General features: G+C 37.6%; 10 protein-coding genes. 3 read left to right on the forward strand and 7 right to left on the reverse strand.

The genetic code is table 11. The features are described 5' to 3' along the window. Positions 1 to 70 precede the first annotated feature (70 nt). Positions 71 to 1459, reverse strand: a complete 1389-nt coding sequence (rhaB, locus tag F9856_RS02630; RefSeq protein WP_202105636.1) for a rhamnulokinase — start codon at positions 1457 to 1459, stop codon at positions 71 to 73. A gap of 111 nt (positions 1460 to 1570) precedes the next feature. On the opposite strand from rhaB, the gene F9856_RS02635 reads away from it, so the two are divergent. Then, positions 1571 to 2530 (forward strand): AraC family transcriptional regulator, encoded by a 960-nt coding sequence (locus F9856_RS02635; protein WP_202105637.1) that lies wholly within the window; start codon positions 1571 to 1573, stop codon positions 2528 to 2530. A gap of 39 nt (positions 2531 to 2569) precedes the next feature. Here the strand turns inward: F9856_RS02635 and F9856_RS02640 are convergent, their stop codons facing one another. Then, positions 2570 to 4873, reverse strand: coding sequence for an alpha-L-rhamnosidase (locus tag F9856_RS02640; RefSeq protein WP_202105678.1), 2304 nt, complete (start codon positions 4871 to 4873; stop codon positions 2570 to 2572). Between the two features lie 5 nt (positions 4874 to 4878). Beyond that, entirely contained in the window at positions 4879 to 6081 is a 1203-nt protein-coding gene (locus F9856_RS02645) for an MFS transporter (protein WP_202105638.1), read from the reverse strand. Positions 6082 to 6223: 142 nt separating this feature from the next. Here F9856_RS02645 and F9856_RS12275 point away from each other — a divergent pair, with 142 nt between their 5' ends. Then, a complete protein-coding gene (locus F9856_RS12275; RefSeq protein ID WP_268933440.1) occupies positions 6224 to 6355 on the forward strand; it encodes a hypothetical protein in 132 nt (43 codons plus the stop codon). Continuing rightward, entirely contained in the window at positions 6352 to 7170 is an 819-nt protein-coding gene (locus F9856_RS02650; protein ID WP_202105639.1) for a helix-turn-helix transcriptional regulator, read from the forward strand. Before F9856_RS12275 ends, F9856_RS02650 begins: the two co-directional genes overlap by 4 nt. A gap of 301 nt (positions 7171 to 7471) precedes the next feature. Here the strand turns inward: F9856_RS02650 and F9856_RS02655 are convergent, their stop codons facing one another. From F9856_RS02655 to F9856_RS02670, 4 genes are all read right to left on the reverse strand, one after another. Continuing rightward, positions 7472 to 8932, reverse strand: coding sequence for a DUF1593 domain-containing protein (locus F9856_RS02655; protein ID WP_202105679.1), 1461 nt, complete (start codon positions 8930 to 8932; stop codon positions 7472 to 7474). 3 nt (positions 8933 to 8935) lie between these two features. Beyond that, positions 8936 to 9787 (reverse strand): MBL fold metallo-hydrolase, encoded by an 852-nt coding sequence (locus tag F9856_RS02660; protein ID WP_202105640.1) that lies wholly within the window; start codon positions 9785 to 9787, stop codon positions 8936 to 8938. A gap of 11 nt (positions 9788 to 9798) precedes the next feature. Continuing rightward, a complete protein-coding gene (locus tag F9856_RS02665) occupies positions 9799 to 12213 on the reverse strand; it encodes a glycoside hydrolase family 2 TIM barrel-domain containing protein (protein ID WP_202105641.1) in 2415 nt (804 codons plus the stop codon). A 97-nt stretch (positions 12214 to 12310) separates the two neighbouring features. Next, entirely contained in the window at positions 12311 to 13699 is a 1389-nt protein-coding gene (locus F9856_RS02670; protein WP_202105642.1) for an MFS transporter, read from the reverse strand. Between the last annotated feature and the right edge of the window lie 40 nt (positions 13700 to 13739).

Genomic DNA, 13739 nt, shown 5'->3' on the forward strand with positions numbered 1-13739 from the left:
AGCTGCATAGCGTTCTTTAGCGACTTGATAAGCCTGTTTTATTTGTTCTGCTTTCATTTATTTTTCTCCTTTATTTTTGCGGAATACAACATTCAAAACATGATGTGTTTTCTAACCAGATTCTAGCTTGACTGAGATTTTCAAACTCTCCTGTCGCAATCATTTGGACAAGAATATTGCCAATTGCGGTTGCCTCTCCTGGTCCTGCAATCACTTCCTTATCGATAACATTAGCAGTTAGTTGATTGAGAAGGGTGACATTGGAGCCACCGCCCACGCTATGTAGACAGTCAATTGATTGTCCTGTCAATTCCTCCAGCTGTTTCAATTCTCGTCCGTAGGCTTTGGCAAGGTTAGAATAAACAGCCATGACCAACTCTCCCATACTTTCAGGTACAATCTGACCTGTTTCACGACATGACTCTTGGATTTCTTCAATCATATTTTCTGGATTGGTGAATCGATCGTCATTTAGATCAATCTCTTGCAAGAATGGCTCAACTTGTGCCGCCTGCTCTGCCATTTCCTTAAATGAATACTGATAGTTAGTGAGACGGGCAATTTCCTGAACACACCACATGCCTGTGATATTCTTTAGGAAACGGTAGGTTTGGTAAGCTCCCCATTCGTTTGTGTAGTTGGCTCTATAACTGGCCTGATTGACGATAGGCTCTTTGGTTTCAACACCGATTAAAGACCAGGTGCCTGAACTGATGTAAGCCCAGTTTTTGCTGGTAGCGGGTACACCTACAACAGCTGAGGCCGTATCATGCGTACCGACGGCGATGACTTGTGCTTCTGGCACATCATAACCAGTTACTTGGAGGGCTCCAATAACCTCACCAGCCTCAATCAAATCAGGAAACTTGCTGGTATCGATGTGTAACATTTCCAACAAATCCCTGTCATATGTTCGACTTCCTAGATTTAAAAATTGGGTCGTTGACCAGTTGGTGACTTCCCCTGCCATTCTGCCTGTCAATTTGTAGGCGATATAGTCAGGAATCATGAGGATTTTCTCTGTTTTTCCCAATAAATTTTCATCTTCTACAAATAACTGGTAGAGTGTATTAAAGTTGAGAAATTGGATGCCAGTTTTCTTGTAAATGGTTTCCTTAGGAATCTGTTGGAAGACTTGATCCATCGCCTCTTGAGTTCTAGCATCACGGTAGGCAACTGGCTGTCCTAAAAGCTCTCCCTTGTCATCAAGAAGAACATAGTCCACAGCCCAGGTATCAATACCAATTGTACAGGTCTCAACCCCTCGCTGTTTCACTTTTTCAAGACCAATCAATACATTCTTAACTAGCTGATCAATATCCCATCTGTCATGCCCATCTACCTTAGTAAACCCATTTTTGAAGCGGTGGATTTCTTCTAAGCGTAACCCTTCATCTTTTTTGGCCAACATGACACGCCCACTGGATGCCCCAATATCAATTGCAACATGGTAAGTCATGAGAATTCTCCTTTGTTTTTTGATACTTCTATTTAACCTTATTTTGATTTATGGTACAATATCGGTATAACATAGAAAACGTATCAAATATACAGTTCAGGGGATAAGGATATGAATCAATTAGACCAACTATTATTTGCTAAAACGGATCATGAATTGCTTCAGGAGAAACAGGGATTTGTGGCAGATTATTTGGATATCCAATCCGCCAGCCATACGCCCAAAGTATCTCAACAATTCTTCTTTCAAAATAAAGATATTTTCATGAGCAAGCACAGTCGTTATGCACCTTACCCTGAGCATACCCATCAATTTTTGGAGATTAATTATGTCTATAAAGGCCATTGTCGCCAACGAATCAACGATCAACTATTTGATTTAAAAGAAGGGGATATACTTCTCATGGATGTGGAGAGTCGGCACTCGATTGAGGCGCTCGGAGATGAAGATATCTTGATCAATATACTGTTTCAAAATAAGGGCGTGTCCATCAATTGGCTCAAACAGCTCCAAGGCGAAAACAGTCTTCTCTACCAATTTTTACTATCCGACTCTTCTCAACATTTTAAGCGGAATAATTTCCTACTTCTACATACTGAGGAAGATTCCCCTGTCCGCCAAATTGTACTGGAAATGATGACCGAATATTTTTTGCCACAAGACTTTTCACAACAAATGTTAAAACATTACCTGCCCCTCTTTTTCTATCACTTGGCTCGGCTATTGCCAACCGTTGAAAAAACCGTTGATTTACAATTAGAGGAGTCAACTTACGCTCAAGTATTAAAGATTATCGACCGTGAATATGCCTCGATTGGATTAGCTGAACTGGCTCAACGCTTAAATTTTAATAAAAACTATCTGAGCAATCTCATCAAGACAGAATCTGGTCAAACCTTTACACAATTAGTGAATCAACGCAAACTGATGAAGGCTCAACTATTATTGAAAACGACGCAATTACCAATCCAAGAAATTGCTCTTTGCGTTGGTTTCAGTAATAAAACCTATTTTTACGACAAATACAAAGAAACCTTCGGCCATGGACCGAAGGAGGAAAGAAAAAACTAGCAGTTTTGGGAAGCTGCTAGTTTTTTAATTCTCATATTACTAATTAGATGTATTTTCTTCTATTTTTACAACACCATTTACTTTGCTTAAATCTACTGTAAGCTCCACATTTTCTGGAGTCGAAATACTCCATTCATTTTTGTGTTTTGAAATTTGAATTGGACCAGATATTGAATCAAATGATAATGTAAACGACTCAACAATTTCTACTGAAGGTTGTATCAGAATAGCTTTATATCCTGGTTCTATTGCTTTAAGCCCTACAGTTTCTCGTATGATCCAATCAAGTACGCAACCAAAAGCATAATGATTAAAGGAGAATGTTCCTACTTTTCCATCTGGTTGAATGGCTGCCCAGGATTCCCAAATGGTTGTGGCACCTTGATTGACTTCATAAAACCATGACGGACAAGACTCTTGGTAAAAGACTAACTTTGCTAATTCCTGCTGACTGTGTTCACATAAGACATCTAGAAGGTAAGGAACAGATAAAAATCCTGTATCAAGTTTATTGCCATTCTCTTTAATTTTTCGAACAAGCTCAGAAACGAGACTGGCTTCAAGGTTGGCTGGAACCAAATTGAATGCAAGAGCAAGAACATAACACCCTTGATAATCTGCAGATAATTTTCCATCACTTGTGACAAATCGTTTCGTAAATGCTCGTTTCACATTCTCAGCATATTGTAGAAAATCTGAACTTTCTTTTCCAAGTATTTCTGCTATTTCTGCTAATAGCTCAGCGGAATGTGCTAAAAATGCAGTGGCTACCAAATCTTTCGTTACCTCCGCAGTTTTCATGGGATTAGGGTTCGACATCATAAAACTAGGAAACATCCAATCTCCATAATGAAACTGTGTATCCCAGATAAATTGGTCATCTCCTGTCTTGTTTCCTGCAGCACTCCTTCGTTCATAGTTGAACCATTTCAACATAGAATCATAGTTTTCTTCGAGAACAGTTTTATTCCCATACCGTTGATATAATGTCCATGGGACCATAATAATTGCATCACCCCAACCGGCTGAAGAATAGCTTCCTGTAAATGCATTGTTTTTTGCATCTTTGGGCGTTGGAGAATAATCAACAATTTCTCCATTTTCACGCTGTGAAATTCTGACATTTTTTAGCCAACGTTCAATAAATCGGTTTGTATCAAGGTAGAATGTTGAGGCTGGAGCAAATACTTGCATATCCCCTGTCCAACCAACCCGCTCACGTTGTGGACAATCGGTTGGGATGGAAAGCATATTCCCCTTTTGACTCCATAAAATATTGGATAAGAGTTGATTGACTTTTTCATTACTTGTGGTGAATGAACCTGTCTCTTTCATACTCGAGTAGATTGCAACAGCTTGGATATTATTCAAATCAATCGTTTCTAAGCCGATTATCTTTACATATCTAAAACCATGGAAAGTAAAATCAGGTTCCAATAATTCAACCTGTCCACGGCCAACAAATACGTCAGTAGCGTCTTTATTACGCCCAACGATATTCTTAAAGAACAAGCCATCTTCAGTAAGAGTCTCAGCGTGAATTAATTCAATTTTTTGTCCATCAGCCAAGTAGGTTTTAAGTTGAGTACGACCTGCGATGACTTGTCCAAAATCTACCACTAAACCATCATCCTCTACCCATATTTTTTGACCTGGAAAGACTTCTTGACGGTAGACCATTGGCCCTTCCTGTTTGGTTAGTCGAGAATAGTCTGCATCAATTTCAAAAGCCTGCTTAGGAAGTGCTTGTAAATCTGTTTGCCAGTTCGATTCAAGCCGAAGGTCTTGTTTTTCACCAATTTGTATATCAGCGTAGACATGTTTACCTGTACCTGTAGAAAAAGATTGATCAGAGCCAATTTGAAGTACATGCCCATTTTGTAAGGTGATTTTTAATTCACATAATAGGGCTAATTGATTCCCAAATTGAGCACTTCCTCCCTGTACACTGATTCTACCAGCGTACCAACCGTCAGCAACTTCAACAGCTAGAACATTCCAACCACTTTTTAGATAGGATGTAACATCATAGGTTTGGTACATTAAAAATTCATTATACTCTGTATAATCAGGTGTAAAAATTGCATCAGTCGTTTTTGACCCATTGATGTATGCCTGATAAATACCCTGACTTGTAATACTGAGAGTAGCTTGTTTGATGTCCGATACAATTTCAAATGTTTTTTTAAAATAGACTGTTGGATGTAGCCGTTCTTCAACAGGTTTTTGAGGCCGAAGTTTTCCTGAAAACATTTCTTCTAATGTGAATTCTGGCTCTTCCGATACAGTTGCATGAGGTGCAGATATCCATCGACCAACCCATAATTCTTTTTTATTTTTCATATCCATCACACTTTCTCGTTAATTGTCGTAGGTTGTAATAATTGCCCGCTTTCTGTTCGTTTTCCAAATTGAAGAATGAATAAAACAAGTCCTGTGACAGTCGCGATTACAAATCCAAAGAATAAAGATGGACCTCCGACAGCAACACCGAGACTACTGATAATTGTCGGTGCGAATGCCCCAGCAAAACCATTCACGAAAGCATAAATAGTCATGACAATCGGAATATGGTGGGGGTTTGATAACATGGAAAGCAAAAATGGGGAGCTTGCCATCACTGCAACCATTCCAATCCCAGATAAAATAGCGCCAATGATGAGGAAGACAATGTATTGACCCAAGTACGTAATTAACAATGATAAACCAGTGCAGATAAAGCCAAAAGCTAGTGTATTTGGCTTGGTTAATTTTCGAATAACTGCAAAGCCAAATCCTGCCAGAATGCCACCAACAGTCCCAACAGCATTGATGAGCCCAACAAGAGCAGTATCACCAATTTGCTTTTCAAACACCACCAAGGAGAGGTTAGCCATATAAGCATTATAAGCAACAACCATCACAAAAATAGCTACATAGATGACAAGTGTATAAGGATTTAATTCTTTTATCATTTTGATCGCAGATTGTTTCTTAACTTGGACATCTGGATTATTTAGACGAGGCTTATCCTTAGGTAGACAAAACAAGATAATAAGAAATACCAGAACACCAATACTATATACCCAATAAAGATGACGCCAATTTGAAGCACCAAGTACGCCACCTAATGCCATCAAAATCATACCTCCCAAAGAAGTCGCACCGGTACTCATGCCCATTACACTAGAGCGTTCTTCACCGTCAAAGTACTCTGAAACCAGCATCGGATTTATTGTAGTGACAAAGCCCAAACCAGCCCCTAAAACGATTGAGCAAAGCATCATTCCGTAAATAGATTGATTAAATATTGAAGGTAGTAGACCACCTATTGTAATAAGAGCGATGCCAAGCAAAGATAGTGTTTTTTTAGAAATTTTCATGGCGAGTTGCCCAGCTATAAGAGTAACAAATAATGAACCCAGCCCTGGAAGAGTCATCAAGAGTTGTACAGTTGATATTGGAGTATCTGGGAAAGATTGTGCGATTGATGCAATTGCAGAACCTGCAACAACACCAGAAAGATTGAGGGAGACCATACTGACTACCCCTATTTTGGTTCTTGTATTCATGATACATTCTCCTTATTTGTATAAATCATTTTTGGTAAGTTCAACGCGTTTTATTTACACTGCTATCATATACCTAATAGCAACCGCTAACAATGGTAGATTTTTGCCAAAAACTGTGATATTATGACATTGTGAGGTGTATATGATTTCTAATACAATTTTGAGTAATCTTCCACATTTTGACGAAGATGTGGTGGACAGTCGTTATGTTTATCAAGATAAGGATTTTCAACCATTTGTCAAACTAAGAGAATCTGCACTTTTTTTGCGTTGAATGATATATTGTCAGGAATAGGAATGCCTTCAAACACCGCCTTTTCCCTAGTTTATCATTCTTTAAATGCCCCTGCAAAACTCCATTTTCATGACTATTTAGAGATTTGTTACATTGTGGAAGGTAGATTAGTACACATTATTAATCATGAACCAATTATTATGTCGGCTGGAGATCTCAGTGTCATTCCTGTCGGTGATGAACATTTGCTAGCACCTTTCGAGGACAAAAAGCCAGTTGTAATTGATTTTTTGTTTCATCCAGATCTTATTCAAAAACTAAACCTACTAACAGAACCTCTATCTATTTTTGAAAAAGCGACACATTTTCATTTTAACCATCCATCTGAGAGTTACTCAGTTGAACAAACATTAACTAATTTTCTAGATGAATTTGTCCAAGCAAGGTGTGAAACCAATCTAAATATCTTAGGAAGTTTGATTCAATTTCTAGCTAGTCTCAATCAAATTGAAAAGAAAAAGTCAACAAATCCAATTGATCCGTTGACAAGTGCCTGTTTAAATTTCATCAGATTAAATGCTTCTACAATCACCCAAAAACAAATCGCTCAAGCATTATCATATAGCTCAAGCTACCTCTCCAGACATATAAAAAAAACAACAGGAAGAACAATTTCTGAGCACATTACGGAAGAGAAACTGAGGCTTGCACAGCGTTTATTAGCCACTACCGATTTAGCCATCAATGAAATCGCTGACCAAATTGGTTATTCTAGTGAAAGTCATTTTTATCGAATTTTTAAGAAACAATATCAAATCACACCAAGCCATTATCGAAAGTTGATGGTGGAATAAAGTTCAAAAAAATTTATTATTAACACTATAAAGTCTGGAAATGGTTTAATGGATACTTGAAACAAAGGTCGTAATAAAATCATCAAAAAAATTGTGAATTGTATAGTTGAAATTAGTATTTTTTGAATTTCAATCTAACATTAGTTTCATTTATTATAAAATTAATTGGAACACAGTACTTTCGTATCGAATATAACTATTATAAAGAAATATTAACGAGCAATTCCGAAACGGTGTTGCTCGTTAATATATGCAGATGTTTTAGATTCTTTCTTATTGAAAATGAATAGTCAAAATAAATTTATTCAACTTTCAAAATATACCGTTGGTAAGATTTTAGTGGTTTCGCAGCATCATTTTGAACTTCTAGAATAATATGGAAATCATCTCCAACTTCTGCGTCACTAGGAATTGTCATTGAAACTGTATCTGTAGTTACTCCGCTAATATGAAGTTCAGCAGGTAAGGACATTTTCTTTGAATGTTTACTAATTTGTATTTCCATGTCACCTAGTTTGCTGAAGACAGGTTGTAAATCGATTTTATGGAAATCCCAATAGGATGAAGCTTCAAAATAACAATACCATTTATAAGATAATTCTAGCCCATTTGGGTCACAGGAAGGAGCAGTCAATGTAATAACCTGACCAGGTTTTACAGATAAATGAGTTTTCTCCGCATGTATTTTTGGGTAGTGCGTTGCTTGTTTAAAATCATCTGCGACACACCATTCTGCACGAGCAGCAAAATCTGCTTGAATATCATTAATCCAGCGTGTAAATCCGTATTCTATTTCAAATTGCTGTGTCAAAGGATTGTAGTCTGCGCAAATATTCTCATATATTCCATCAGTAGATTTTATAAATCGACCTCCCCAACCACCACTTGTTGGATCTTCAATTTTTCTAAGTCCTAGGGACAGGAGATAAAAATATGAAGGTGAATCTCCTTCTGAAATGAATTCATAGCGTCGAATATCAGGATGGCTATCTAGATAAGATTGTCTACCAAATTGAAACCGTTCTTCCTCACCAGAAAGATAATGACCATCACCAATCAGAGCATATTTATCCAATAATGCTCCTTTTCCCTTTATATTTGATAAAAACCATTCTGGTTCCAAAACTGTTCGAATTTCTTTCGGAAGGGATTTCCAAACATATGCAAAATAGCCGAAATTTGACGAGTCGTTTATTACCCTTAATTTCCAATTCTGAAAAATATATTCATCGAAAGTTTCGTCTTGATTGAGTATGATATATAAAATTACCTTTGTCTCGACTTTTTCTCTAATCCTATTCCATTCCGATGTTCCTTCAAAGCGTTCTTGGATACTTTTCAAGGCACGTGCTGTAGTATTGGTCCCACCCCAAGTCTGAATTAAAATCGGTCGCGGATCCTCATCTAACAGCAGTTGAACAATATGCTCCGAACCTTCAGTCACAATTTCCATCTCACCAGCATCTGAAATATTGCCAATTTTATAGATACTATGCAAATATTCTGGACTTGGATAATTCGCATCATGTTTAATCAGATTAGGATAAACCTTAGCATAATTATCAATCAATTCAGGTATCCATCTTGTTCCAGTCCATCTATGGGCTGGTTTATTTGAAGTTCCACGATAATGAAACTTAGAACTCGTAAGAATAATTCCTTCTAGGTCTATATCGTTTGTGTAAAGCAATAATCGTATAAATGAGTTGAAATCATCAATCTCACCATCCGTTGTTACAATTGTACGTGGTTTCACAGACATCACCTAGTATCCCTTCCCATACACTTTTAATACCTCATTTTTGGCTATTATGATAGAACCTTGGCCATTTCGGATCCTACAGAAATTACTCGCTCGTGGATCCATTTCGATAAAACGATGATTTAACTGATCTTCTAGAATCGCTCTACCTTCAAAAATGCCATCAATCAAACCGATGTAGTCATCTAAATATGATTTAGCGATAGGCGCCCCATTATGATTCGGCAAAAGATAGTCATATTTTTCTGAATATGCTTTCAATAACTCAGTATTATACATAAAATTCAAAAGGCGTTGCTTAACATCGTAACGTTTTTCTTCTTCAGGATTACGAGAATTCTCATAGAGGATAACCTGAGCCGCCTCCATTTCATCCCCACAGAACATAAGACGTTCTTGGGCATCAAAGAAAAATAACGAGGAATTACAATGTGCTGGCTTAACATCTAACAATTCAATCACTCGGTTTCCTAAATCAACCGTATCGCCAGGATTCAAGATAATTTTCTTATAATTTGGAAATGGGAGAGATTTAATATCAAAAGGTCCCTTATTTTCTGACACAGAAAGGTCATCGATTCGGTACCCTACAGAAACGTAAACTTCCTCAAACTCACCATTTCCACCTGAATGGTCTGGATGAAAATGAGTGTTTGCACAGATGAGCGGCTTGTCAGTTAAGGTCCTTACGAAGTCTCGAAGCGTTCCCGAACCATAGCCAGTATCTAACAACATCGCTCTCTCGGATCCTTCAAGCAGGTAGATATTCTGACTGCCACTCATAAAATTTATGACCCAAGTTCCTTCTTTTAGTTGATAAGCGGAGTAATCAGCAAATATTTCAAGTTTGTCCATTGTTTTCACCTTTATAAATCAATAAAAATTGTCTCATTTTCACTAACAACTGTAAGTGTGGAATAAACAGAAACTTTTCTTACAATTGCAAGTGCTCGACCATTGTATGTTCTTGTAGTCACATTTTGGTAATTGTCTAATGATTTGGGGTTTCCACTGCCAAAACCAATTAGGTTAGCCCCTTCAAGACTAACTGTTAATGAGTGTTCTTTATCATTGAGAGTATTTCCAAAAGCGTCTTCAAATGAAAGATCAATATAGGTCAAATCCCCCCAATTTGTAACACGATTGACAAGTTTCAATGACTCAAAATCTACGGTTTTAAGTGTAGTTTCTGAAATAACTTCTCCACCTTGGTAATTAACTGCTTTTAACACACCTGGCTGATAGATCGTTTCGAATAGCGTTCTATAACCAATTGACTCACCGATTGCTTTTTTAGCAATCAATTTATCATTTAAATAAAGTGCAACTTCATCGCCAGGTGCATACACTTCAACTATAACTGGCTTTCCATTAACTCCTGACCAGGTCCAAGATGAAACAGTATCAGACAATACCCATGGGGTTTTAATCAAATGTTTACCGTAATAGTGTGGATTTTGGACTGCGATATAAGGTTCTTTTCTAAGTCCGAAGACAATTTCTCTATAGTATGATAGAGGACGACGGAAACCAGTAATGTCTATATCACCTGTATAAGCTAATTGGCATGGGAAGTTAGCACCAAAACCTCCTTCTCCCCCTTTATAGGCAGGAATTCCAACACCAGCTTCTCCTATATAATCCCATCCTGTCCAAGTAAAATCACCAATAAGGTTGGGTAATTTTTTTATCAATTCCCAATTTCGAGCAATCTCTGGTGGGTAGGTTTCTGACCCAACTATAATACGGTTTGGATATATCTTACTGTCATTTTCGTAACGAGCGGTCATATAGTTATAACCTGCAATATCAGTACTGGCTGTTGCGATTTCTAAATTTTTACTAATAATTGGATGATTTACGATTTGATCTAGATGGCTATCGAGGAGTGTCATAAAGTTATTGACATTCCCTTCTATTTTCTTACCTTGTCGCACATTCTCAGCAACCACATCCATCATGATTTGGGGAATGCTATCACCTGACGCAAATACCCCATTAATTCCTGCTAAAGTCGGTCGACTATTATCAAGAGATTTGATATGGTCATGGATTTCTTTAGCAAGGCGACTACCGTGTTGTGTTGCGATTTCAGGAATTTCATTACCAATTGAATACATTACAACTGATGGATGATTAAAATCGGAATTTACCATTGCGGTTACATCCTTACGCCAGCTTTCTTCAAAAAACAAGCTGTAATCAAAGTCACCCTTAAAACGCGTCCACATGTCAAATGTCTCATCCATGACATACATACCTAATTCATCACAAATCTTTAAAAGTGCTGGTGCTGCTGGATGATGAGCCATACGAATAGCATTAAAGCCAGCATCTTTTAAAATGGTAATCTGTCGGCGGTGAGCAGCTTCATAGGTTGTTGCACCAAGCAGACCGCTATCATGATGGACACAAGCACCACGAAGCTTAATAGTTTGACCATTAATACGGAATCCACGCTTACTATCCACATTAATGGTACGAATACCAAAATTTGTACTGTCTGAATCAATGGTATCTCCACCTTGAACAATTCTTACTTTTAAATGGTATAAGTTAGGACACTCTGCTGTCCAAGTTTTTGGTTGGGCAATCACCAACTGAATTCTGAAAGTATCCCTTTCTCCTGACCTAACAAATAACGGTCTGCTTTCTGCCTGAATTAGATTTCCATTTGGATCTAGAATTTCGATATCTAAATCAACCTGACTAGATTTTTCAGTTAGATTTTCAATAGGGGTAGCTACTTCAACTAAAGCAAACTTATTGTCAAGCTCAATCGTTTTTACCTGAACACCAGTTTGTGTTATATGGAGAGCAGGACTTGTCAAAAGATAAACATCACGATAGAGTCCGCTACCTGAATACCAACGACTGTTACTCATAGCACCATTACGTACTTGAACGCGGATTTCATTTTCTCCAATGTGCAGAAATTCGTGAATAGGTACGTAAAATGTTGTATAGCCAAAGTGATGTTTTCCTGCCAGTTGCCCATTTACATAAACAAAGGTATTCATGTATGAACCTTCGAATTTCAAGATAGAGTGTTCAGAGAGTTCTTTTTCTGTTACGGTAAGCGTTTTGAGATAGACATAATTACCACCATCACGAAAGCCAGTATTGCTCCCATTTCTACAGCCAGAGTAGGCTTTTTCTTCAATCATCGCATCATGTGGTAAGCATATTTTTCTAGCTGATTCAGGAACATCCCAAACCAAGGCAAAGGAGTCTCCGCCCTTCCAAAAATACCAGTCATCATTAAATAGTTGCTGTTTCATATAGTTCCTCTTTCTATCGAATGAAAAACGACTCAGCTGATTAAATTCAAGCGAGTCGTTGCCGCTATATAATTGATATAATCGCCGTTGAATATAATCAAGTTTCGTGGTTATCGCCAGAATGGTCACGAATCATCGATTTCATAGTTTGAATATCAGTATAATGTTTCTCAACAGGATTAAAACGCAAACAAAGTAGCATTACAGCACCTGTTACAATCGGACCACCGAATCGCATAAAGTTCAATACAAATAATGTCCCTTCATTTTGTTGGCCAATAGCACCAGCGACATAGCCGACTAATCCTAGTAAGAATAATGGTAGTGAGTTGGAAACTGTGTTCCCCATTTTCTGAGCAAATCCCTTAATTGAAGAAATCACACCATTTGCAGAAATCCCTTCGGTAAACTGAATGTAGTCGATTGCATCGTTTACTAGCACATTAACAAGTGCATTTTGCATGGATGCCAAAGCAGTCGCAATGAATGTCAAAACGCAGAGGAATACAAAATTAGATTTTCCGAAGAAGAAAAGAATTAGATAGCAAATGGACGAACTAATTACTGATGCCATTAACGCCTTCTGACCTGTTTTAAATACACGTAGGAAGATTGGCAAGAGAACAACCATAGATACGAGAGCCCCCATCGAAACAACTAACATATAAGTTTCAATCAAATCAGGACGTGCCAAATAGTACATGACATAGTATACAGACGTTGCAAACATAAGGCCATAGCCAAGAGATGCCATAATCCAAACTATGATGAATGGTAATAATTCCTTGTGTTTCAAAATTCGTACCAAATCTTGCTTTAATGGACGATCGGGTACCGGCTCAATGTATTTTTCTTTTGATGTTTTGAATAGCCCCCAGAATGATACACACGAAAGTGCACCTAATATCAACATCAATGGAATCCATCCATTTTCGATACCTAAGATATTTCCTAAAAAATTTTTGATTGAGTTTGCATATGATGAACCCAAAGTGAACATTATTGCAGTACAGGCTGCTCCGTAACCAATAATCTTATTTCTAAACTCATCACTCTTTACATGAGCAGGAAGGATTGACATTTGAGGCATGGTATAGATTGTACTTGTAATTTGATATCCAACATACACAAGTAAGAAATACCACCAATTCCCTGATTGTCCTAGACCTGGATTGAGCCAAAGCATAACCGAGAAAATCGTTAATAAAATTGGTGCCGGAATAAAGTACGGACGATATCGCCCCCATTTTGTTTTGGTTCTATCTGCTAAAACACCAATAAGTGGATCATCAATTGCATCCCACAACGTAGAGATTGCCATCAATCCTGCAACTGATTGCGGACTTAATCCAACTGTATCTGTAAGATGTAGACTAAAATAACTTGCAAGTATAGCAGCTATCATCATCGCAGTACCATTTACAGATGTTGCATGGAAAAAAGCAAATTTGCGGTCAAACTTTTCTTGTGGTGGTAAATTAGCCATAAGTAAGTCTCCTTGTTTCGTTTTTTATATACACAGTATA

The organism is Streptococcus suis, from assembly GCF_016743335.1.
Lineage (GTDB): Bacteria > Bacillota > Bacilli > Lactobacillales > Streptococcaceae > Streptococcus > Streptococcus suis_Y.

Excerpts from the sequence above, each read along its gene's own strand:
- rhaB (WP_202105636.1), bottom strand. The coding sequence starts at position 1,459 with ATGACTTACCATGTTGCAATTGATATTGGGGCATCCAGTGGGCGTGTC.
- F9856_RS02635 (WP_202105637.1), top strand. The coding sequence starts at position 1,571 with ATGAATCAATTAGACCAACTATTATTTGCTAAAACGGATCATGAATTG.
- F9856_RS02640 (WP_202105678.1), bottom strand. The coding sequence starts at position 4,873 with ATGAAAAATAAAAAAGAATTATGGGTTGGTCGATGGATATCTGCACCT.
- F9856_RS02645 (WP_202105638.1), bottom strand. The coding sequence starts at position 6,081 with ATGAATACAAGAACCAAAATAGGGGTAGTCAGTATGGTCTCCCTCAAT.
- F9856_RS12275 (WP_268933440.1), top strand. The coding sequence starts at position 6,224 with ATGATTTCTAATACAATTTTGAGTAATCTTCCACATTTTGACGAAGAT.
- F9856_RS02655 (WP_202105679.1), bottom strand. The coding sequence starts at position 8,932 with ATGTCTGTGAAACCACGTACAATTGTAACAACGGATGGTGAGATTGAT.
- F9856_RS02660 (WP_202105640.1), bottom strand. The coding sequence starts at position 9,787 with ATGGACAAACTTGAAATATTTGCTGATTACTCCGCTTATCAACTAAAA.
- F9856_RS02665 (WP_202105641.1), bottom strand. The coding sequence starts at position 12,213 with ATGAAACAGCAACTATTTAATGATGACTGGTATTTTTGGAAGGGCGGA.
- F9856_RS02670 (WP_202105642.1), bottom strand. The coding sequence starts at position 13,699 with ATGGCTAATTTACCACCACAAGAAAAGTTTGACCGCAAATTTGCTTTT.